The 21,037-nt window shown below is 37.2% G+C and carries 23 protein-coding genes and 1 pseudogene; 14 read left to right on the top strand and 10 right to left on the bottom strand.

Translation table 11 applies throughout. From position 1 onward, the window contains the following. The first annotated feature begins 17 nt into the window (after positions 1–17). The 3 genes from PQF83_RS24215 to PQF83_RS24225 all read left to right on the top strand — a co-directional run bounded on the left by PQF83_RS24215 (position 18) and on the right by PQF83_RS24225 (position 1,763). On the top strand, positions 18–257 hold the full coding sequence (locus PQF83_RS24215; protein ID WP_000595026.1) for a YuzB family protein: 240 nt from the start codon (positions 18–20) through the stop codon (positions 255–257). Between the two features lie 244 nt (positions 258–501). Next, positions 502–1,368, top strand: a complete 867-nt coding sequence (dapF, locus tag PQF83_RS24220) for a diaminopimelate epimerase (protein WP_000077383.1) — start codon at positions 502–504, stop codon at positions 1,366–1,368. A 41-nt stretch (positions 1,369–1,409) separates the two neighbouring features. Next, positions 1,410–1,763: a HesB/IscA family protein gene (locus PQF83_RS24225; RefSeq protein WP_000573822.1), complete on the top strand. Its 354-nt coding sequence runs from the start codon at positions 1,410–1,412 to the stop codon at positions 1,761–1,763. Positions 1,764–1,913: 150 nt separating this feature from the next. On the opposite strand, the gene PQF83_RS24230 is transcribed toward PQF83_RS24225, so the two are convergent. Beyond that, the gene (locus PQF83_RS24230) at positions 1,914–2,477 is read right to left on the bottom strand and encodes a GNAT family N-acetyltransferase (protein ID WP_001068205.1); all 564 of its coding nucleotides are present in this window, start codon (positions 2,475–2,477) and stop codon (positions 1,914–1,916) included. Positions 2,478–2,948: 471 nt separating this feature from the next. Between PQF83_RS24230 and PQF83_RS28525 the strand changes: the two are divergent. Both PQF83_RS28525 and PQF83_RS24235 read left to right on the top strand, forming a co-directional pair. Continuing rightward, positions 2,949–3,038, top strand: a pseudogene (locus PQF83_RS28525) (methyltransferase); the annotation flags it as partial. A 106-nt stretch (positions 3,039–3,144) separates the two neighbouring features. Next, entirely contained in the window at positions 3,145–3,498 is a 354-nt protein-coding gene (locus PQF83_RS24235) for a YxeA family protein (protein ID WP_000833137.1), read from the top strand. A gap of 28 nt (positions 3,499–3,526) precedes the next feature. On the opposite strand, the gene PQF83_RS24240 is transcribed toward PQF83_RS24235, so the two are convergent. Beyond that, positions 3,527–3,988, bottom strand: a complete 462-nt coding sequence (locus PQF83_RS24240) for a DUF523 domain-containing protein (RefSeq protein WP_000635515.1) — start codon at positions 3,986–3,988, stop codon at positions 3,527–3,529. An 80-nt stretch (positions 3,989–4,068) separates the two neighbouring features. Between PQF83_RS24240 and PQF83_RS24245 the strand changes: the two genes are divergently transcribed. After that, positions 4,069–4,956, top strand: coding sequence for a helix-turn-helix domain-containing protein (locus PQF83_RS24245; RefSeq protein WP_000535242.1), 888 nt, complete (start codon positions 4,069–4,071; stop codon positions 4,954–4,956). 10 nt (positions 4,957–4,966) lie between these two features. On the opposite strand, the gene PQF83_RS24250 is transcribed toward PQF83_RS24245, so the two are convergent. The 3 genes from PQF83_RS24250 to PQF83_RS24260 all read right to left on the bottom strand — a co-directional run bounded on the left by PQF83_RS24250 (position 4,967) and on the right by PQF83_RS24260 (position 8,094). Further along, positions 4,967–6,214, bottom strand: a complete 1,248-nt coding sequence (locus tag PQF83_RS24250) for an MFS transporter (protein ID WP_000391922.1) — start codon at positions 6,212–6,214, stop codon at positions 4,967–4,969. 288 nt (positions 6,215–6,502) lie between these two features. Further along, entirely contained in the window at positions 6,503–6,979 is a 477-nt protein-coding gene (locus PQF83_RS24255; protein ID WP_000662718.1) for a GyrI-like domain-containing protein, read from the bottom strand. Positions 6,980–7,104: 125 nt separating this feature from the next. Beyond that, positions 7,105–8,094 (bottom strand): NAD(P)/FAD-dependent oxidoreductase, encoded by a 990-nt coding sequence (locus PQF83_RS24260; RefSeq protein ID WP_000829779.1) that lies wholly within the window; start codon positions 8,092–8,094, stop codon positions 7,105–7,107. 462 nt (positions 8,095–8,556) lie between these two features. Between PQF83_RS24260 and PQF83_RS24265 the strand changes: the two genes are divergently transcribed. The 5 genes from PQF83_RS24265 to pepA all read left to right on the top strand — a co-directional run bounded on the left by PQF83_RS24265 (position 8,557) and on the right by pepA (position 13,032). Next, entirely contained in the window at positions 8,557–9,765 is a 1,209-nt protein-coding gene (locus PQF83_RS24265) for an NAD(P)/FAD-dependent oxidoreductase (protein WP_000856615.1), read from the top strand. A 123-nt stretch (positions 9,766–9,888) separates the two neighbouring features. Then, on the top strand, positions 9,889–10,395 hold the full coding sequence (locus PQF83_RS24270) for an NUDIX hydrolase (RefSeq protein WP_000415311.1): 507 nt from the start codon (positions 9,889–9,891) through the stop codon (positions 10,393–10,395). Continuing rightward, a complete protein-coding gene (locus PQF83_RS24275) occupies positions 10,392–10,709 on the top strand; it encodes a YuiB family protein (protein WP_000027014.1) in 318 nt (105 codons plus the stop codon). Before PQF83_RS24270 ends, PQF83_RS24275 begins: the two co-directional genes overlap by 4 nt. 86 nt (positions 10,710–10,795) lie before the next feature. Beyond that, entirely contained in the window at positions 10,796–11,422 is a 627-nt protein-coding gene (locus tag PQF83_RS24280; RefSeq protein ID WP_000920101.1) for a 3D domain-containing protein, read from the top strand. A 125-nt stretch (positions 11,423–11,547) separates the two neighbouring features. Beyond that, positions 11,548–13,032 (top strand): cytosol aminopeptidase, encoded by a 1,485-nt coding sequence (gene pepA / locus PQF83_RS24285; RefSeq protein ID WP_000487970.1) that lies wholly within the window; start codon positions 11,548–11,550, stop codon positions 13,030–13,032. Positions 13,033–13,113: 81 nt separating this feature from the next. On the opposite strand, the gene cdaS is transcribed toward pepA, so the two are convergent. Beyond that, positions 13,114–13,719, bottom strand: a complete 606-nt coding sequence (cdaS, locus tag PQF83_RS24290) for a sporulation-specific diadenylate cyclase CdaS (protein WP_001209528.1) — start codon at positions 13,717–13,719, stop codon at positions 13,114–13,116. Positions 13,720–13,862: 143 nt separating this feature from the next. Here cdaS and PQF83_RS24295 point away from each other — a divergent pair, with 143 nt between their 5' ends. Both PQF83_RS24295 and galU read left to right on the top strand, forming a co-directional pair. Further along, complete coding sequence (locus PQF83_RS24295) at positions 13,863–15,587, top strand: phospho-sugar mutase (RefSeq protein WP_001104211.1); 1,725 nt, start codon at positions 13,863–13,865, stop codon at positions 15,585–15,587. 107 nt (positions 15,588–15,694) lie between these two features. Then, positions 15,695–16,582, top strand: coding sequence for a UTP--glucose-1-phosphate uridylyltransferase GalU (gene galU, locus PQF83_RS24300; RefSeq protein WP_002163486.1), 888 nt, complete (start codon positions 15,695–15,697; stop codon positions 16,580–16,582). Between the two features lie 41 nt (positions 16,583–16,623). Here galU and PQF83_RS24305 read toward each other — a convergent pair whose 3' ends face one another. Both PQF83_RS24305 and PQF83_RS24310 read right to left on the bottom strand, forming a co-directional pair. Next, positions 16,624–17,217, bottom strand: coding sequence for a biotin transporter BioY (locus PQF83_RS24305; RefSeq protein ID WP_001252157.1), 594 nt, complete (start codon positions 17,215–17,217; stop codon positions 16,624–16,626). 45 nt (positions 17,218–17,262) lie between these two features. Further along, positions 17,263–18,006, bottom strand: a complete 744-nt coding sequence (locus tag PQF83_RS24310) for a DUF3298 and DUF4163 domain-containing protein (RefSeq protein ID WP_000810360.1) — start codon at positions 18,004–18,006, stop codon at positions 17,263–17,265. Positions 18,007–18,101: 95 nt separating this feature from the next. Between PQF83_RS24310 and PQF83_RS24315 the strand changes: the two genes are divergently transcribed. After that, complete coding sequence (locus tag PQF83_RS24315; RefSeq protein WP_001140608.1) at positions 18,102–18,485, top strand: hotdog fold thioesterase; 384 nt, start codon at positions 18,102–18,104, stop codon at positions 18,483–18,485. Between the two features lie 41 nt (positions 18,486–18,526). Here the strand turns inward: PQF83_RS24315 and PQF83_RS24320 are convergent, their stop codons facing one another. Further along, on the bottom strand, positions 18,527–19,903 hold the full coding sequence (locus PQF83_RS24320) for a glycine--tRNA ligase (RefSeq protein WP_000287154.1): 1,377 nt from the start codon (positions 19,901–19,903) through the stop codon (positions 18,527–18,529). 347 nt (positions 19,904–20,250) lie between these two features. After that, positions 20,251–20,964 (bottom strand): DNA alkylation repair protein, encoded by a 714-nt coding sequence (locus PQF83_RS24325; protein ID WP_000553332.1) that lies wholly within the window; start codon positions 20,962–20,964, stop codon positions 20,251–20,253. Positions 20,965–21,037: the final 73 nt, after the last annotated feature.

Here is a 21,037-nt window from a genome sequence, read left to right on the forward strand (position 1 = left end):
TACAGGGGGGGAGAATTTTGATTAAACCATTAATTGAATTTTGTGTAGGTAACCTTGCGAGTGGTTCACAAGCCGCTTTAGAGAAATTAGAAAAAGATCCGAATTTAGATGTAATGGAGTATGGTTGTTTAGGATATTGTGGTATTTGTTTTGAAGGACCGTTTGCACTTGTAAATGGTGAAGTGGTACAAGGGGCTACAGTAGAAGAACTTGTTAATAATGTATATGAGTATTTGGATGAAAATCCAATGTTTTAAGGTGTTGCAATCGGCAGCACCTTTTTCTTTTTCTATTAGATAAAATTTTATTTCGCAGGGGAGGATAATATTGTATATAAATAAAAAAGGCCCTTTTTAGAAGGGCTTTTTTCTTACACAATTTGCGCAAGAATGGCTCATCGCCAAATGTTGTCAAATATGAGAAACGGGGGACATTCATATTGTGTTCTAAAAGCGTGCATTTTATACTTGAAATAACAAATTATTTTTGGAGTGAATACAAATGAGCCAATTTTCTTTTACAAAAATGCATGGTCTTGGCAATAGTTATATATATGTAAATATGTTTGAAGAACAAATTCCTGAAGAAGATTTAGCTCTTGTGGCGGAAAAGGTTTCAAATATTAATACTGGTATTGGAGCAGATGGAATGATTTTAATTTGTCCGTCTGACGTAGCGCCGGTGAAAATGCGCATGTTTAATAATGATGGATCAGAAGGAAAGAGCTGTGGTAACGGTCTACGCTGCGTAGCGAAATATGCGTATGAGCATAAACTAGTAGAAGATACAGTTTTCACAATTGAAACGTTAGCTGGCATTGTAACGGCTGAAGTAACGGTAGAAGAAGGGAAAGTTACGTTAGCGAAAATTGATATGGGAGCACCGCGTTTAACGCGTGCAGAAATACCGATGCTTGGCGAAGGTGAAACACCATTTATTCGTGAAAACTTCTTATACAATAACCATCGTTATGCATTTACAGCTGTTTCAATGGGAAATCCGCATGCAGTTATTTTTGTGGATGATGTAGAACAAGCACCTCTTACAACACTTGGACCAGTTCTTGAGACACATGAAATGTTCCCAGAACGAGTAAATGTTGAATTCATTGAGATTTTGAATGAGGAAGAGATGAACTTCCGCGTTTGGGAACGTGGATCTGGTGTAACACAAGCTTGCGGAACAGGGGCGTGCGCTGCAGTTGTAGCCTCTATTTTAAATGGAAAAATGGAACGTGGTAAGGAAATTACAGTTCATTTAGCTGGTGGCGATTTAATGATTGCATGGGCAGAAGAAGGCAACGTGTTAATGAAAGGACCAGCAGAAGTAATTTGCCACGGAGTGTATGAGTACAAGATAGAAGCGTAAAGATGTATAATAGAACGAGAACAGAAAGGATGGTGTATTTCATGATTGAAGTAACAGAACAAGCAGCTTTTCAAATTAAAGATATGTTAAAAGATGCTGAAGATGGAGAGAAGTACGTGCGCCTTGCTGTACACGGCGGCGGATGTAGTGGTCTTTCTTACGGCTTAGGATTTGAAGTAGAACCAAAAGAAGACGACACAGTTCTTGAGTTTTTCGGTGTCGAATTTGTTATCGATAAAGAAAGTGCTCCGATTGTTAAAGGAGTAAAAATTGATTATAAACAATCTATGCTTGGCGGCGGATTCACAATTGATAATCCAAACGCAATCGCATCATGCGGATGTGGATCATCTTTCCGTACAGCGACGAATGCTGGTAAGCCAGAAGAGTGCTAAGTTTTTAGTTGAAATAGAGAAAGACCTTTTTAGCGATGGAGTGCAATCGTTAAGGAGGTCTTTTCTTTTACAGTAAAAAATCAAAAAGCCGCCTTCTAAATTTAGAAACGAGCCTTAAGATATTTGTATAACAAATTTTAAAATCTTAAACTAATTTATCTTTGCATAGATGCAAGTATCAGTTAGTTGTTTGCCGTCAGCTGAAACATCTTCATTACGTAATACCCCTTCAAGTTCAAAGCCTAGTTTTTCAGGAATCGCACGACTTTTCGTGTTATTAGATTCACATCGTATTTCAATCCTTCTAAATTTGAATAACTGAAATCCAAGGTTTGTTAACGCACGTACTGTTTCTGTTATGTATCCACTGCCACTAAATTGCGTGTTAACCCAGTATCCAATTTCACATTTAGAAACATTCCAATTAATTCGGTGAAGGCTAGCTGTTCCAATAAAATTATTCGTCTTCTTATGGTAGATAAGGTAGCGAAAGCTTTCTCTGTTCAAAAAATTTATATGGGCATTTCTCAGAAGAATTTCCGTTTCTTCAACAGTAGGAATGGACTGGAATAAAGACAACCATTGCTTTAATTCATGAATTGAATCTTTAATAGCTTTATGTACTACATTCCCTTCACCTGCTTGAAGTGGCGCTCGAAGAATGAGTCTATCTGTTTCTATTTGTAACGGAACATCTAATAAAATAGGATTCATATTATTTCTCCCCTCAAAACCTTTAAATTAGGACAGAATGAAACTTATGTAAAAAAACTTTCGTTCAAAAGTTAGAGAACAATAAATATATATTCACTTCATCATTTAGAAATCCTTTTTCATCTATTGACTTCTAATTTCTTTATCAGTTATTTGAGCTTTAAGTTTTCTTTTTTCCAGTTATAATTGAAGGGTAGAAAGAGGGGATATATGCTGGAAAATATTTTTGAATTTATATTGAAGTACGTTATAGGTCCTATTTTTAGATGTATAAGATACCTTGTGATAGATATTATAATAGAATGCATAATAGAAGGTGTAATAAACGGTATAAGGAAATTACGTGATAAGTGGCGAAAGTGGCGTGAAAGACGTTATTGGCGGTAATAGGTACATAAAAAATTGGCAGTAAAGAGATAGAGGATAAAAAGCCTTAAGGGAGATGATTCATTCATTTCCCTTAAGGCTTTTTATAATGAAGTAGTAGCAACTCATCTAAATTTAGAATCTGTACTCATGCCAATTGGTGACGGCATGACGGTTTCTAAAGTGAAGCAATAATTATTATCTTACAAAAGTGTAATGTTCATGTCATGTTTTTGAATTTCTTCTTTAAGCTTTGGGCTTTAAGATAACAATATAAGAAAAAACATATGAGGTGAAGGAAATGAAAAGATATATTGCACTGTTTAGTATTTTAGTTGTATTCGCAAGCCTTTTAGTTGGTTGTGATATTAACCGTATGGGGAAAGATCAGTACTATGTTCAAATCACAGCTGATGGAATTGAAAAAAATGAGAAGTCTGATAGCGGAGAGCCATACAAATATTTTGAGTATAAATTAAAAGGATTCGATAAAGACGGTAAAGAGAAAGAATTAGAATTCACAGCTCAAAAAAACTTACGTAAAGATGCATTCCTACGCGTATACCACTCAGATAAAAAAGGTGTTTCGGCTTGGGAAGAAGTTAAGAAAGATGAGCTTCCTGCGAAAGTGAAAGAAAAATTAGGTGCAAAATAAGAAAGAAAAAAGGAATTGACGAACAGGGTCAATTCCTTTTTATATTTTCAAAATCATCTTCTGAAATGACTGTAAATCCATGTCTTTTGAATAAAGCAGTTGTTACCCCGTAACCAGTTTGTTTATTCCCGTTAAATTCTCCTGTATAAATTGTGGAACTACCACAAGAGGGACTGCGTTCTTTTAAAATAATATATTCTGGGCGCAAATCTTTCATTTGTTCTAATGCTTTATAAGCACCATTTACAAAAGCTTCCGTGACATCTTCACCGTCTTTTGTCATCACTTTCGCTTTTCCATCCAAAACGTCATCGCCATTCCCGCCAATAATTTCAGCTGAGGGACGAGGCGTTGGCAATCCTCCTAATACTTCGGGGCAAATGAGGAGTGTCTCTTCTTGTTGCAGCAAATCCCCTATTTTTGAAACGAGATTGTCATTTCCATCATACCGACAAGCGATACCACCTAAACAAGCGCTAATTACGATCATATTTTCATCTCCATTAAAAAAATATTAAATAGCACGCCAAATCCCCTTCCTCCCTCTTACTTATAAATGAGGTGATAAAAATGGGAAGCTTATATAACTTAATGAAACCATATAGTGAATTTCGAAGTAAAGAAGAGTTTAATACATATCAAAAACAAATTTTGAAATGCTACCGATTTCAATTGAATAAAACAGATGCTACCATCATTCATTTTTTAGGGAAGTATGCAGTAAATGAGAAACAAAAAACAGTGGGGGTTGCTTGTCCGTTAATGGAGACGATTGCGACGAATGTTGGAAAAAGTATTCGTACAGTACGCCGCTCCATTGCAAAGTTAGAGGAATTAGGAATTATAAAGCGTGTTGCAACGAAAGAAAGACATAAACGCGGCGGGTATAGTGCGAACTTATATGTATTTCTTATATCTGCAATTGACCGCATGGATGACCGTATGAAATTGTCCGCATGTGAAAGTGAGAATGATGCAGCTGGCTGTAGTGGAATGGGGCAAAAATATGAGGGGGAAACAATTCTTTCTAAAAACATTCCACAAATAAAAGAGAATAGAAAAGGAACGTACGAGCTTGATGAGACGTATTGCCGTCATGATATACCGAAGCCTTTTATATATGCACTTCTGCCGATGACGAGTAATCCGAAGAAGATTAATATATTTTGGAGTAAGGTGGAGCTTGCTTATAAAAAGAGCGGATTATTAGAGCAAGGTGTTTTACTGGAGCAAATATTAGCTGATGAAGAAGTGTATGGAAATTTCATTTGGCGCGTAAAAAGTGTTGTGAGAGCGTATAAATACGGAGAAATCCGTAAAAATGTTAAGGCTCTTTTATATAGTACAGTGCGAGATTTATTTTTAGAGATTGGATTAGAATGGGGGGCAGCTGTGAGAAGAAGTAAGGGGATACCGTTATTTGATCCGTTTAAAAAGGAGCCATGCGTAAATGCATGACTCCAAGTAGTTAATCAAACTTTCTTACAACTGGAACACGAATCGCTACAAATAGTACGAAGACGATAACGGCGATTGCACCACTTTTCATAACGGTTACGATTGGAATTCCTATTGCAAGCGCGATTGATGTGAATGCATAAGAGAGCGGGATAAAGCCCATTGATGATAGCATAAGCAAACTCATTACGCGTCCCATCATTTCTTCTTTTACTGTCGATTGAATCATCGCCATAAGCGGAACGATAGCCATTGCGATTGTAATACCGTAAAACATGCCAGCTAATAATGCTTGCCATAGTACAGTGCTAAAGTTGATGGATAAGAAGAAGACACCAGACAGTAGCATCATGATAATGCAAAATAGACCGCGTCTACGATTAATATTTTTTAAACCGACAATGACTGCGCCTATTGCCATTCCGCCTCCTACAGATGCTTCTAAGTAACTGAATTGAAGCGAGTCACCGTGTAGAACATTTTTAATGAAAAGCGGGAAACCGACTTGCATCGGACCGATTAAAAATAAGTTTAGAAAGGCGCTACAAATAAGGAAAGTTGAAAGAAACGGTGATTCCTTTACATATAAAATTCCTTCTTTAATAGAAGTGAACATGCTTTTGTCTGTATTTTGCTGCTCTGGCATCGTAAATTGTATTTTTTGAACGAGTATGGCTGCGACAATGAGTAATAAAATTGTAATCGAGAAAATCGTTTCATAGTTCGTAAATTTAATAAGAATGCCGCCAAGTACAGGGCCTAAGATGACCGATGCTTGGTTCGTCATTTGTGTAAGTGAGTTTGCTTGTGTTAAACGGCTTTTTTCGACAAGTTCAGGCAAGATAGATCCATCAGCCGACCAGAAAAAAGCATCAGCAAGTCCAAAGAATAAAGCGAATAAAGCAAATGTATATAGTGTTACATCACCTACGATAAACCATGTAAGGATAGTTGCGACGAGAATAGCACGAACAATATTAGAATAAAACATAATGTTTTTTTTCGGGAATTTATCAGCTACAGCGCCGCCGATAATCATAAAAATAAGCCTTGGAACACTAAGAGCTACGAAAACCACACCGAGTGATGCCTCAAGGTTTAATGTTTTTGCTATGTACCACGTTTGTGAAAAAGTAAAAAAGGCTAAAGCGAAACTTGAAAAAAGAGTAGCTGCCCAAAGAAAAAGGAAATTCGTATTTTTTAATAACGGTTTTCCGCTTCCTTCTAAAGCAGATTTATTTTGTTGTAGTTCCTCCATATTGCTTCCTTTCTATGCGACAAATTTAAACTAAAAAACTTGTTAACAATCACTTTATCCCGCGTTAACGGGCAGTAAAACTCCCACCTCAAAATTTGGCTCGAGCAAAGAAGTTAGGTGGGAGACTAACTGCCCGTAAACGTCCGATTGGTGAGTATAGTTTCACTTTATACAGTTTCTAATATTTCTATACTGCACTTTCTCATTGTAGACAATTATGTTGGATTTGCACAGTGGCTATTTAACGACAAAAAAGAAGATACCATTTGGTATCTTCTTTTTTGTCGTTTAGGCTAATGCAATATAAATATCTAATTGTACGTTAGTTGGATCTAACGCTCTTTCATCATAAAGCTCAAAGTCTGTTGTAAAAGCACGTTTGTTTTCCTTTGACCATTTCCAAATATATTCCCAAGCCTCGCAAACGACTTCAGCAATTGGTCCCTTTCTCGTTGTAAATACCGCATACGTAGCGGCAGGTATTGTTAAAGTTGTCATATTTGCAGGAACGTCTTCTAATGAAGAAACAGGCATGCCAATTGTGTATTTATATGTACCCGTTTCATCTGATTCGTAATTTGAATAGAAAGCGAATGTTTCTTTCGTTTGTTGATTTGGAATGTGATGCATCATTTGTTCTTGAAAGTATTGGTTCCAAAGCCCTGGAATTTTTCCTTCAGTAGATGCCTCTATTTTATTTGTCGTCGTAACCGAAACACCGATTGCTTGGAAAGCTTCTTTTTTTACGATAGTAGGTTCTTTCATTTTTAAATATCCCCCTTATTGAATAGAACGTTTGTTCTTATTTATTGTAACATATTTTGGAAGGGGACGATAGCGTAATAAAAAAAGAACTCCTTCGCATAAAGGGAGTTCTTTTCATTTCTATATTAAAACATACTTGAGCTGTGCATCGGTTGAAGTTTTGCGTTTGGATCGAAGTAAGCTTTCGCATTGTTTACGGCAGTTGGTGCTTCACCGAAGCCGCAAGCAATGAGTTTTACTTTTCCTTCATATGTACAAATGTCACCAGCAGCGTAAATACCAGGAATATTTGTTTCCATTTTCGAGTTCACGAGAATGCTGTTTTTTTGTATATCTAAGCCCCAGTTTTTAATTGGGCCAAGAGAAGAAACGAAGCCGTAGTTTACGATTACATCATCAACATCGATGATAATTTTTTCTTCCGTTTTTACATGCTGAAGAACGACTTGTTCAATTTTGTCATCACCAATGAGTTCTACTGGAACGTATGGTGTGCTTACTTCTGCACGAGAGTTCATTAAGCTTTCTACGCTATGTTCATGCGCACGGAATTTATCACGACGATGAACAATTGTAACTTTGTCAGCGATCGGCTCTAACATCATTGTCCAGTCAACAGCTGAATCGCCGCCGCCAAATACTACGACGCGCTTACCAGCAAATTTATTCATATCATCAACGAAATAATGTAAGTTTTTCTTTTCATACTTTGCTGTTCCTTCTAATTCTAAGCGGCGTGGTTGGAAAGCACCATTGCCAGCAGTAATAATTACTGATTTAGAATAGTGAGTTTGCTTATTCGTAACAAGTTTAAATATACCGTCAGCTTGTTTCTCAAGCGTATCAACAGCTTCTTCTAAACAAACGGTTGGATCAAATTTCTTCATTTGCTCTTTTAAGTTATCAACTAATTCTTGTGCGCGCACTTTCGGGAATCCGGCTACATCATAAATGTATTTTTCAGGATAGAGCGCGGATAATTGTCCTCCAAGCTGAGGTAAGCTTTCAATAATTTTTACACTTGCTTGTCTCATACCACCATAAAATGCTGTGAATAGTCCTGTTGGCCCACCACCAATAATTGTTATGTCGTAAACTTTTTGATTTTCTGCCACTTTCATTCCCCCTATAGATGGAATTTTGATATTGATTTCATATATTGTTCATATGTACACGAAAATCCTGCAAATGATGATACTTTCAAATAAATGATAGCATATTTGAGTGCATAATACTTCTGAAAACGACTGAATTGTGTGTAAGTTTTCGCATAGATGTTTTTTACATTGTATAAAATATACAGAAAGGAAAATACATGAAAAAAAGGCTGAAAAACCCTTGAAAACGCTATGTTATTTTAAAATATTGATAATTCTCCAGACGCTTGAATTCTGGAATAAAACCGACTAATATAGGGAAGTATTATGTTAAATTTCTATGACAAAATTCGTACGATTTTTTGACTGTGTTTTGTTATGATATAGAATGTGATAAATTCCACATTCTTGACAAATAGAGTTTTTAGTACTTGGTATTATTTTTCATTACTATTATATAAAGAAAAGGGTTGTGATTTGGTGAAGACTCCAAAAATCGTAGTTTTAGGTGCAGGTTATGGCGGGATGATTACGACTGTTCGTCTGCAAAAAGCATTATCTGTAAATGAAGCTGAAATTACGTTAGTAAACAACAACAGCTATCACTACCAAGCGACTTGGTTACACGAGAGCGCAGCTGGTACATTACAAGATGAAAAAATCTGTCTAGATATTCAAGACGTTATTGATACAAATAAAGTGAACTTTGTACAAGATACAGTAGTAGAAATTAAAGCAGCTGAAAAACGCATTATCTTAAAAGACGGCGAGTTAGAATATGACTACTTAGTAATCGGTCTTGGTTTCGAATCAGAAACATTCGGAATTACAGGATTAAAAGAGCATGCATTCTCAATCGCTAACATTAATGCAACTCGTCAAATTCGTGAGCATATGGAAGCTAGCTTCGCTAAATATGCAGATGAAAAGCGCGATGAGTTAGTAACAATCGTTGTTGGTGGTGCTGGATTTACTGGTATCGAGTACGTAGGTGAGCTTGCAAACCGTGTTCCTGAACTTTGCAAACAGTACAATGTACCACGTGAAAAAGCACGTATTATCTGTGTAGAAGCTGCTCCAACAGCACTTCCAGGTTTCGATCCAGCATTAGTAGAATACGCTGTGAAACAACTTGAGAAAAAAGGTGTAGAATTCCGCATCGGTACAGCAATTAAAGAAGCAACTGAAGAAGGTATTATCGTTGCGAACGGTGATGATACTGAATTAATTAAGTCTGAAACAGTAGTTTGGGCTGCAGGTGTTCGTGGTAACGGTATTGTGGAAGAGTCTGGCTTTGAAGCAATGCGCGGACGTGTAAAAGTTGATGAGTACATGCACGCTCCAGGATACGAAGATGTATTCATGGTTGGTGACGCAGCGTTAATCATTAACGAAGAAATTAACCGTCCATACCCACCAACAGCACAAATCGCAATTCAACAAGGTTACAACATTGCGCACAACTTAACTGTGTTAGTTCGTGGTAAAGGCGAAATGAAGAAATTCGTATTCGATAATAAAGGATCTGTATGTTCTTTAGGTCATGACGATGCAATGGGCGTTGTTATGGGCAAAAAGTTAACAGGTTGGAAAGCTTCCTTCATGAAGAAAGTGATCGATAACCGTTACCTATTCTTATTAGGTGGACCTTTATTAGTTCTTAAAAAAGGTAAATTAAAGTTCTTTTAATATATAGTAGAAAAAGCAGAAACGGCTAAGAGCTGTTTCTGCTTTTTTCATTTAAAAAATATAGTATAATATATAAAAAAGAAAGAATATTCTGTCCGTTCTAATAGAGGAGGGTATGACATCATGGAGAAGCGAGGAAAAGTATGGTTAGCTGTCAGTGGCCTAGTAGCTACAAAAGATGGCAGGTGGTTATTCGTTAAGAAGAAATACAGTGGGTTAAAGGGGAAATGGTCTTTACCGGCTGGTTTTGTAAATGAAGGTGAGACCGTTGATGAAGCTGTGAAACGTGAAGTGTTAGAAGAGACAGGTATTGTCGCTCATGTAAAGGGGATCATTGGTGTTAGATCGGGCGTAATTCGCAATGAGATTAGTGATAATATGATTATTTTCCTTTTGGAGCCTGAAGGGGAAGAGATTATTGTACAGGAGAAGGAATTGTCTGAAGTAGCGTTTCTACATCCAGATACGATTGCGGACGATCCAAATACGTCTGTACTTATTACATATTTGTTAGAAAGACAATCAGAATTACATCTTGAAATGGACAAAACATTAAATCCAGGAGAGCAGTTTGGTTATACAGCCTATCACGTATTTACGGCACATACGAAGGAGAGGGAGAAAGAGTGAGTATACCGGTATTACTTATTTCAATGATGTTATTTTTCATTTTGTTTTTTGGAATTGGATTTTTACTCAACATGATATTGCGAGCGACATGGGTAATGGTTATTGTATATCCGATTGTTTGTATGCTTATTATTAATAAGGCGAGTATGTGGGATTATTTTTCAAAGCCAAAAGAAACATTCTCTTCATTTGGGACAAGTGTATCGCATTTAGGACAAGCAGATGTGTTTATTTTATCTACTGGATTGATTGGTGCTGCTTTAGCGGGAATCGTTATTAAGAAACTTCGGAAAAGCGGATATCAAATGTTTTAATCTCCAATGCAATTGGAGATTATTTTTTTGCATATTCTTTCATCGTATAGGGAATGATTAACGATGAAGGAGTGTGGCATATAAAAATGTTAAAACGATATTGTATTCGCATTATGATGACTTGTTTACTTGCAATTGCATTATGCGTAACATGGAATGCTTTCACAGGAGTTTCTTTATTAGAGATTGTAAAGAAATATGAGGGAACGAGTGCAAAAGAAGTACATGCAGCAGAAGTTAAAAGAAATGTTGCTCCGAGTAAAGAAGTGATAAATGCTTTAGAGCAGGCAAACGACTGGTCTAAATATCGTTCAATTGAAATGACTGCAACAGGTTATACGTCGGGAATTGAGTCAACTGGTAAGAGGCCGGGACATCCGGAGTATGGTATTACATATTCAGGTGTTAAGGCGAAACGGGATTTATATTCCACAATTGCAGCGGACTTACGCGTATTCCCAATTGGAACAATCTTATTCGTACCAGGTTATGGGTATGGTGTAGTAGCTGATAAGGGCGGTGCAATAAAAGGAAACCGTCTTGATTTGTACTATGATACAGTGAAAGATGTTTATAGCCAATGGGGTAAGAAAAAAGTAAATGTATATGTAGTTAAGATAGGAAATGGTAAGTTTTCAGAAGAAGAGTTAACGATGTTAAACCAGGATGAGACGATGCAAGTGTTTCGTGGTCAATATTTAAAACAAAGATAGTCTAGTGGTAAGTACGCTAGACTTTTTTTATTTTATATAGGGTATAACAGAAGTTAGAATTGTCGCATTTTATCGAAAATAAAGTTATAATAAAGATAGAGTAGAGAAATTTAGGGGGTCTGAACATGTTCCAAGTACAAAAAGAATTAGCAAGCCATGAAGCGGTGATTGTTGCCTTATTTGAAGAAGAGGAAACGAGTAGCTTTGTACAAGAACTGGACAAAGCGTTTGAAGGACAATTACAAGTTTTATTAGAAGAGAAAGAACTTTCTACGAAGAAGAAAGCTATTTCAAAAGTACATAGTTTAGGAAAAACAGAAGTGAAACGTTATTATTTCGTTGGTTTAGGCAAGAAAGAATCTTATACGACAGAAACATTACGTTCGGCTCTTGGTAAGACGTTTAAAACACTGCAAGCAGCAAAAGTACAAGATGCAGCAATCTTACTTGATTCTTTCGTAACAGAGAAATTAGACGCGATTGATGTCGCTCATATTGCGGCAGAAGTACAAGGCCTTGGTACATATGAGTTACAAACGTATAAATCAGATAAAAAGGATCGTGTAGAGTTAGAGAAGTTTACGGCTATTACAGCGGAAGATGCACAGGAAATTGAAGCGGCATTAACAGTTGGCTACGTACATGGACGTGCAACAAATTCAGCTCGTACACTTGTAAATATGCCGCCAAACGTATTAACAGCGACGAAGCTTGCTGAGTATGCTGTTGAGTTAGCTGAGAAGTATGATATGGATTATAAAGTTCTTGAGAAAGAAGAGATGGAAGAGCTTGGTATGGGTGCGTTACTTGCAGTAAACCAAGGTAGTGTAGAGCCACCAAAAATGATCGCTCTTATTTATAAAGGAAAAGAAGAGTGGACAGATGTTATTGGATTCGTTGGAAAAGGAATCACATACGATACAGGCGGTTATTCTTTAAAACCACGTGAAGGTATGGTCGGTATGAAAGGTGATATGGGCGGTGCAGCTGCTGTATTAGGTGCGATGGAAATTATCGGTGAACTTCGCCCAGAGCAAAATGTGATCGCTGTTATTCCATCAACAGATAACGTTGTAAGTGGTACCGCATTTAAGCCAGACGATGTAATCACATCTATGAGCGGAAAAACAATTGAAGTATTAAATACAGATGCAGAAGGTCGCTTAGCATTAGCTGACGGTATTACGTATGCGAAAAAATTAGGTGCAAACTATTTAATTGATGTTGCGACATTAACAGGTGGTGTAATTGTTGCACTTGGAAATCATACGACAGGTGCAATGACAAACAATGAAGAGTTGTTTGAGCAAGTGCTAGAAGCATCTATGGAAACAGATGAATCAATTTGGCAATTACCGATTTTTGATCGTGATAAAGAACGCGTGAGAAACAGTAAGTTTGCTGATTTAAATAACTCACCAGGCCGCGAAGGACATGCGGTTATGGCTGGTACATTCCTGGGTGAATTTGCTGAAGATACACCTTGGGTACACTTAGACATCGCTGGAACATCTGAATCATCAGGAGCGCATGATTTAGGTCCAGCTGGAGCAACAGGTGCAATGGTACGTACACTTGCAACGCTTGTTGAACGTTTCGGCGAAGAATAAGATCGTAAGAGAGGGCTGTTCCTACATTTTGGAACAGCCTTTTTTATTGATATATGGTGTTACGGCCGATGTAATTTTACTTTATAGAGAAATTGTATATAAAGTCCCGTTTAAAGCAAAGGAAGTGCGGCCCGTTTCTTCAGAGACAACTAAAATAAGGGCATCGCTTTTTTCTGATAAGCCAATTGCAGCTCTGTGACGTGTTCCTAGTTCAGGATCAACTTCTGTGCTTTTCGTGAGCGGAAGAATATTGGCAGCTGAGACAATATGATTATTTTTAACGAGAACGGCTCCATCATGAAGAGGGTTACCTGGATAAAATATTGATTCGAGTAATGGTGCGGTTAAATGAGCGTTTAATGTCGTTCCAGTTTGAATGAAAGCTTCAAGCGTCTCGTTTCGTTCCACAACGATAAGAGCGCCATGTTTTCGGGCGCTTAAATGTTGGATAGCTGTCGTAATAAAAGATGAACTTTCCGTATAAGGTGATAAATATGCTTGAATATAGTATGTAGCTGCCAATGTTTGTACATTTGCTAACATATGATGAATATCTTCCATTTTGCATAAAATACATTCGTCTTCTTTATCGATTGCGCTCCTCATAATCGATAGTTCTTTTTCAGCAATTTCAATCATTTGCTTTGTTTGTATTTTGAGCTCTTCTGACAAGCCCCATTCGCGCATAATCCTCATTCCCTTTAGTGGAGTATTTAACAATAGTGTATACAAATATTCCTAGTAAAATCCTGCTAGATTTTATAAAATATTGAGATACAGCATGTTTTTTTCATATAATAAAGGTATGACGAGCGAGAGGAGAGAGAAGAATGAATTGGAAACAAGAATTTAGTCGCTGGCTTTCTTACGCACAATTAGATGCAGAATTAAAAGAACAGCTAGAAAATATGAAGCAAGATGAGAAGAAAATCGAGGATAGCTTTTATAAAAATCTAGAGTTTGGCACAGGTGGTATGCGTGGTGAACTTGGTGCTGGTACGAACCGTTTAAACGTATATACAGTTCGTAAAGCGACAAAAGGATTAGCAAGCTTTATCGAAAAGTTAGGTGAGGAAGCGAAAAAACGCGGTGTTGTTGTAGCCTATGATTCTCGTCATAAATCACCTGAGTTCGCAATGGAAGTTGCTGCTACACTAGGTGCACACGGCATTACAACATATGTGTTTGAAAGCTTACGTCCAACGCCAGTGCTTTCTTTCGCAGTTCGTCATTTACATACAGTGAGTGGAATCGTTCTTACTGCAAGTCATAATCCGCCTGAATATAATGGTTATAAAGTATACGGTGAAGATGGTGGACAGTTGCCTCCGAAAGAAGCTGATGAATTAATTAGCTACGTAAACGCAGTAGAAGACGAGTTAACAGTTGAGGTTGCTAATGTGGAGCGATTAAAAGCTGACGGTTTATTACATATTATTGGACAAGAAGTCGATGATGCATATGCTGCAGAATTGAACAATGTCATTATTAATAAAGAAATGGTGGAAAAGGCCGGCAAAGATTTAAAAATCGTCTTCACACCACTACACGGAACATCAAATATTTCTGTACGCCGTGGTTTAAAAGAAGTTGGATTTACAGATGTAACAGTTGTAAAAGAGCAAGAGTTACCAGATCCGAACTTCTCTACAGTAAAATCACCGAACCCAGAAGAGCATGCAGCATTTGAATATGCAATTCGTGACGGTGAGAAGGTAGGAGCGGATGTATTAATCGCAACAGATCCTGACGCAGATCGCCTTGGTGTAGCAGTTCGTAATCACGATGGTGAGTTCCAAGTATTAACTGGTAACCAAACAGGTGCATTAATGCTTGATTACTTATTATCTCAAAAGAAAGAAAACGGAACGCTACCAGAGAACGGTGTCGTATTAAAAACAATCGTAACGTCTGAAATCGGTCGTACAATCGCGAAAACATACGGTTTAGATACAGTTGATACGTTAACTGGATTTAAATTTATCGGTGAGAAAATTAGACAGTATGAAGAAAGCGGACAATATGAATTCCAATTCGGTTATGAGGAAAGCTATGGTTATTTAATCCGCCCATTCTGCCGTGATAAAGATGCAGTACAATCTGTCCTATTCGCATGTGAAGTAGCTGCATACTACAAATCTCAAGGGAAAACGTTATATGACGGTCTATTAGAAGTATTTGAGAAGTACGGCTTCTTCCGTGAAGACCTTGTGTCGTTAACGTTAAAAGGAAAAGATGGAGCGGAAAAAATCCAAGAGATGATGGCAACATTCCGTGAAAATCCTCCGAAAGAAGTAGCGGGCTTAACGGTTGTAGCAGTTGAAGACTATAAAGCAAGCATTATTACATCTTTACAAGATGGACATAAAGAAGAGATTCACTTACCGAAATCAAATGTGTTAAAATATCAATTAGAGGATGGTTCATGGTTCTGCCTACGTCCATCTGGAACTGAACCGAAGATTAAGTTCTACTTTGGTGTAAAAGATAGTTCTTTACAAAATAGTGAACAAAAGTTACTTACTATTAAAGAAGACATTATGAATCGTTTATAATACAAAGTAATTTTAAGTAGTAAGGAACAAAAGGGAGCGAAATCTCCCTTTTGTTTTATGTAGGAAATGATTGCTATTGATTCCGACAGGAGAGAGGGTATTTTGTGATGAAAAAAGTAAGAAAAGCGATAATCCCAGCAGCTGGATTAGGAACACGTTTTTTACCAGCAACGAAAGCAATGCCGAAAGAAATGTTACCGATAGTAGATAAACCAACGATCCAATACATTGTAGAAGAAGCAGTGAAATCGGGTATCGAAGATATTATTATCGTTACTGGTAAAACAAAGCGTTCTATCGAAGATCATTTTGATAACGCATTTGAACTAGAACAAAACTTATTGGAGAAGAAAAAATATGAGTTGCTTGAAAAAGTACAAGCTTCTTCAAAAATGGTAGATATTCATTACATCCGTCAAAAAGAACCGAAAGGGCTAGGACATGCTGTTTGGTGTGCACGTAAATTCATTGGTGATGAGCCGTTTGCAGTGCTACTAGGTGATGATATTGTCCAAGCTGAGAAACCATGTTTACGTCAATTAATGGATGAGTATGAAAAAACACTTTCTTCTGTTATTGGTGTACAAACTGTTCCAGAGTCGGAAACACATCGCTATGGAATTATTGATCCATTAGAACAAGAAGGTCGTCGTTACCAAGTTCGCAATTTCGTCGAGAAGCCAGCGCAAGGTACAGCACCTTCAAACTTAGCGATTATGGGACGTTACATTTTAACGCCTGAAATCTTTATGTTCTTAGAACAGCAACATGTTGGTGCTGGTGGCGAAATTCAGTTAACAGATGCTATCCAAAGTTTAAACGAAATTCAACGTGTATTCGCTTACGACTTCGAAGGAAAGCGCTATGACGTAGGTGAAAAGTTAGGATTTGTTCAAACGACAATCGAAATGGCACTGCAACACCCAGAATTACGTGATGACATGGTCGTAATGATGAAGAAAATTTTAGAAGAACAAACGAATCAAGAGTCTTAATATAAAAAAGGAGTTGTTCCAGTAGGAACAACTCCTTTTTCTTATGAAATCGTCGAATGAGAATGCTGATAAGCAGAACGACGCACAGCATAGTATATGCGAGGTGCGATAATAGCACCGATAATTGTAAATGCAATATCTTTTACTGCAAACCACATCATAATCATCCAAGCAGCTTTATAGCTCATATTACCGCCCATAAAGAGATTGACTGCCCCGTACATGTAAGTAGTACCGATAATATAAGTTAAAATGATTCCTGTGAAAGAGGCAGTTGCAAATGTACGAAATGTTGGTTTTTCCTTTTGTTCTACGAGTTTTCCTGATACGTAAGCAACGATAATAAATGCGATAATAAAGCCACCAGTAGGATCTAAAAGTGCTCCAAATCCAGCTTTGAAGTTAGCGAAGATTGGTGCACCTGCTACTCCAACTAGCATGTAAACAGTCATTGATAATGCACCAAGTCTACTTCCAAGAAGAAGCCCTGCTAAAATTGCGAAAAATGGTTGCATAGATAATGGGATGCCCGCTACTTGCAGGAATGGTGCCCAAGATACAATATTTGCACCAATGGCCATAAGAGCGACGAACATGGCGGCTAATGCTAAATCTAAAACATGAAATCTCCTCATAATGTTAACCTCCTGTTGTTTTTAAGTTAACATTATCGTAGCGATTTACTTGTTGTCAATTAAAATATTTTGATAAGAAGGCTTCAAATACTCTCTTAGCAACGTATATGGAATACGAAATTGTGGAATGCCGCTTGAATAAGGCGCAATTTCATATAAAGGGAAATAAATGACGAGATTGTTCGGTTCTAAAAAGAAGTGAAACTTTTTCGTGCTCATGACTTTTTCAGTTGCATCAGGAAAATAAATACTTTCATTTTGTTTAATTTGTCTTACAATCTCAGCACGAATTACGTCTTTATATGTATCTTCTTGTTGAAATAAATCGTCTAAGTGTAGTAACTTTTTTTCTTTTAAATCAAATGTGTTAGCCTTCCACGTATAAAGACCGTGTGCTCCGCCTGTATATTGATAGTAATTCAAATATAGGCTGAGCAAAGGTGATTTATTTAAGGAGACTTTATAATCAACATTCGCCACGTACGGATGAAATGGTGTACTAGATCCTTCTGTTTCTTTATAATATTTTTTTGCGTCTTTTTCTAATTTTGTTTTAAATTTATCAGTAGATTTTTTGTAATAGGAATTTAGCTTATTTTGAAACTTAGAATCGGAAAAGTTATGAAACGAAGGCCTATTGATTTGATATTCTATATAAGGTTTCTTACCTTTTTGCGTGACAGTCTGAACATCGATTGTCAGGTTGGATGCTTTGGCTGCTAGTGCACAATTTGGTACAATAGTCAGCAAGGAGAACATAAGCGATAGTATAAAAAATTTCTGTTTCATTTAGGTGAAACCTCCTTATATAAGTGTTATACGTAGTTTGAAAGTAAATAGGTAAAATTATACATTTAATTAAAGTGAGAGAAGGGGGAAACGATATGGCAAAAACTTTAATGGATTCGCTTGGAATTGAGTTGTTAGAGATGACAGAAGATAAGGTAGTTGCTACGATGCCTGTTGATGAACGTACACATCAGCCGTTTGGTTTTTTACATGGTGGTGCATCTCTTGCGTTGGCGGAAACAGTAGCAAGCGTCGGTTCATACAATTTAATTGATCAAGAGAAATGTATTTGCTTCGGTCTAGAAATTAATGCAAACCATATTCGCTCAAAGAAAGATGGAATTGTAACAGCAATCGGAACACCGATACATAGAGGAAACTCAACGATGGTTTGGGATGTACGTATCATTGATGAGAATGACGATTTATTATGTATTTCAAGATGTACAGTAGCAATTAAAGAAAAACGTGAAAAGTAAAAAAAGAGGCTGCTCTAATGAGCAGCCTCTTTTTCTTATAATTAGAACTGGATTTTCTTCTCTAAGAAACCTTTTAGTTCGCTAATTGGCATACGCACTTGTTCCATTGTGTCACGGTCACGTACTGTAACAGCTTTGTCTTCAACTGAGTCGAAGTCATAAGTGATACAGAATGGTGTACCGATTTCGTCTTGACGACGGTAACGTTTACCGATAGAACCAGTTTCGTCAAAGTCTACCATGAAGTCTTTAGCTAGTTCTGCAAATACTTCAGTAGCACCTTCAGATAGCTTTTTAGATAATGGTAAGATCGCTGCTTTGTATGGTGCTAAAGCAGGGTGGAAACGAAGAACTGTACGAGAATCGTTTTCTAATTGCTCTTCTTCATATGCATCACATAAGAACGCTAATGTTACGCGGTCAGCACCTAAAGATGGCTCGATGCAGTACGGTACGTAACGCTCATTCGTTTGTGGATCAATATAGTTAAAGTCTTCGTTAGAGTGTTCCATGTGACGTTTTAAATCGAAGTCTGTACGAGATGCAACGCCCCATAGTTCGCCCCAACCGAATGGGAATTTGAATTCAATGTCAGTTGTTGCGTTACTGTAATGAGATAATTCCTCTTCACCGTGGTCACGAAGACGCATGCTTTCTTCAGTCATACCAAGTGAAAGTAACCAGTTCTTACAAGTTTCACGCCAGAATGCGAACCACTCTAAATCTTCACCAGGCTTACAGAAGAATTCAAGTTCCATTTGTTCGAATTCACGTGTACGGAATGTGAAGTTACCAGGCGTGATTTCGTTACGGAAGCTCTTACCGATTTGGCCAATACCAAATGGAAGTTTTTTACGCATAGAGCGTTGTACGTTTTTGAAGTTTACGAAAATACCTTGTGCTGTTTCTGGACGAAGGAAGATTTCGTTTGTGCTAGACTCTGTAACACCTTGGAATGTTTTGAACATTAAGTTGAACTGACGGATTTCAGTGAATTCTTCACTACCGCAATCAGGACATTTTACTTCATGTTCTTTCATTAAGTCAGCCATTTGGTCGAAAGTAAGACCATCAACAACCATTTCGATGCCTTTTGCATCTAATGCATCTTCAATTAATTTGTCAGCACGGTGACGCGCTTTACATTTTTTACAGTCGATCATTGGATCGTTGAAGTTACCAACGTGACCAGAAGCAATCCAAGTTTTTGGGTTCATTAAAATAGCTGCGTCTAAACCAACGTTGTATGGAGATTCTTGAATGAATTTTTTCCACCAAGCTTTTTTAACGTTATTTTTTAATTCGATTCCAAGTGGACCGTAATCCCAAGTGTTTGCAAGACCACCGTAAATTTCAGAACCAGGGAAAACAAAACCGCGATGTTTCGCTAAGTTTACTACTTGTTCCATTGAATACATAATAAAATCCTCCTTTTGAAAGTTAACGTATTGGCGATGACGTGCTCAGGTAACTTGTGAAACGAGCAGTATATGCTTTGAAAAACATAAAAAAACGCTCATCCCAAGGCTTAATTGCCTAGGGACGAGCGTTTGCCCGCGGTTCCACCCTAGTTGATACACAAAAGGTGCATCCACTTTATCACGTATTGCTCGAGACTGCCGTTTCCTTGCGGCTTCAGGCTTTCACTATCCCTGAATCGCTTTTTGTGCAAGTACTTATAAGTCCGTCATCGCTACTTATATTAATAATAATGAACATATTCTAACACGTTCTTTTTTAAATCTCAATAGAGGAACGCGTCTATCTATGATAGAGTCTCGCCTATTTTTTCGTTATTTATTCCGTAATTTTCTTTAATGTGCTTAATTGCTTCACGCCTGCTGAGTGGAGCAAGCTCGTTATTTTGCACGTATTCCCAAACGACATCGGGCTTTGTTTTTGCATATTCACGAAGGACCCATCCAATCGCTTTTTGAATGAAAAATTCTTTCGAAGAATGTAGTTGTCCAATAACCCAAAAAAGAAGTTCTTCATCCATCTTTTGTTTATATTTTAGCTGGAATAAAATAGCGGCGCGTTGTAACCATATGTTATCTGATGCAATCCATTTTGGAATATAGGCAGAAATCAATCCGGGATGTTGTAAAAAAATATCGCCTAAAAATGTAGGGACGATGCTATCGACAGTGTCCCACCAAGATTTTGTTACAATAAGTTCTTCTAAGAAGGGAATATGCGTTTCGTTTATATACTTTTTATATTTTTGCATCATATCGAGTGCGGCTGCCTGAAATTCTCGTTCTGGTAAATCCCACAGCTCACGTACGATAATTTGGAAGTCTTTTGGATCTGGGAGAGTATGTATTTGGATGACGTCTTTTAATAATTGTCTTCTTTCAGGTGTTTGAATACCGAGAAATGGGAAGTGATTTTTCATATAACGTGCCATCGGTTCTGCTTTTTCCGGATTTTTGTGAGCTATGAAATGCTCTTGTAATGTTTTTACAAATGGATGCATCGGTTGTTCTCCTCTCTTATTATCTTACTCCTATTATTATACAGAGAGTTTGGTTGAATTTTAAAACATAACT

This window comes from Bacillus sp. FF-1 (assembly GCF_028548245.1).
Classification (GTDB): Bacteria; Bacillota; Bacilli; order Bacillales; family Bacillaceae_G; genus Bacillus_A; species Bacillus_A paranthracis.

Excerpts from the sequence above, each read along its gene's own strand:
- dapF (WP_000077383.1), top strand. The coding sequence starts at position 502 with ATGAGCCAATTTTCTTTTACAAAAATGCATGGTCTTGGCAATAGTTAT.
- PQF83_RS24225 (WP_000573822.1), top strand. The coding sequence starts at position 1,410 with ATGATTGAAGTAACAGAACAAGCAGCTTTTCAAATTAAAGATATGTTA.
- PQF83_RS24230 (WP_001068205.1), bottom strand. The coding sequence starts at position 2,477 with ATGAATCCTATTTTATTAGATGTTCCGTTACAAATAGAAACAGATAGA.
- PQF83_RS24235 (WP_000833137.1), top strand. The coding sequence starts at position 3,145 with ATGAAAAGATATATTGCACTGTTTAGTATTTTAGTTGTATTCGCAAGC.
- PQF83_RS24240 (WP_000635515.1), bottom strand. The coding sequence starts at position 3,988 with ATGATCGTAATTAGCGCTTGTTTAGGTGGTATCGCTTGTCGGTATGAT.
- PQF83_RS24245 (WP_000535242.1), top strand. The coding sequence starts at position 4,069 with ATGGGAAGCTTATATAACTTAATGAAACCATATAGTGAATTTCGAAGT.
- PQF83_RS24250 (WP_000391922.1), bottom strand. The coding sequence starts at position 6,214 with ATGGAGGAACTACAACAAAATAAATCTGCTTTAGAAGGAAGCGGAAAA.
- PQF83_RS24255 (WP_000662718.1), bottom strand. The coding sequence starts at position 6,979 with ATGAAAGAACCTACTATCGTAAAAAAAGAAGCTTTCCAAGCAATCGGT.
- PQF83_RS24270 (WP_000415311.1), top strand. The coding sequence starts at position 9,889 with ATGGAGAAGCGAGGAAAAGTATGGTTAGCTGTCAGTGGCCTAGTAGCT.
- PQF83_RS24280 (WP_000920101.1), top strand. The coding sequence starts at position 10,796 with ATGTTAAAACGATATTGTATTCGCATTATGATGACTTGTTTACTTGCA.
- pepA (WP_000487970.1), top strand. The coding sequence starts at position 11,548 with ATGTTCCAAGTACAAAAAGAATTAGCAAGCCATGAAGCGGTGATTGTT.
- cdaS (WP_001209528.1), bottom strand. The coding sequence starts at position 13,719 with ATGCGCGAATGGGGCTTGTCAGAAGAGCTCAAAATACAAACAAAGCAA.
- PQF83_RS24295 (WP_001104211.1), top strand. The coding sequence starts at position 13,863 with ATGAATTGGAAACAAGAATTTAGTCGCTGGCTTTCTTACGCACAATTA.
- galU (WP_002163486.1), top strand. The coding sequence starts at position 15,695 with ATGAAAAAAGTAAGAAAAGCGATAATCCCAGCAGCTGGATTAGGAACA.
- PQF83_RS24305 (WP_001252157.1), bottom strand. The coding sequence starts at position 17,217 with ATGAGGAGATTTCATGTTTTAGATTTAGCATTAGCCGCCATGTTCGTC.
- PQF83_RS24310 (WP_000810360.1), bottom strand. The coding sequence starts at position 18,006 with ATGAAACAGAAATTTTTTATACTATCGCTTATGTTCTCCTTGCTGACT.
- PQF83_RS24315 (WP_001140608.1), top strand. The coding sequence starts at position 18,102 with ATGGCAAAAACTTTAATGGATTCGCTTGGAATTGAGTTGTTAGAGATG.
- PQF83_RS24320 (WP_000287154.1), bottom strand. The coding sequence starts at position 19,903 with ATGTATTCAATGGAACAAGTAGTAAACTTAGCGAAACATCGCGGTTTT.
- PQF83_RS24325 (WP_000553332.1), bottom strand. The coding sequence starts at position 20,964 with ATGCATCCATTTGTAAAAACATTACAAGAGCATTTCATAGCTCACAAA.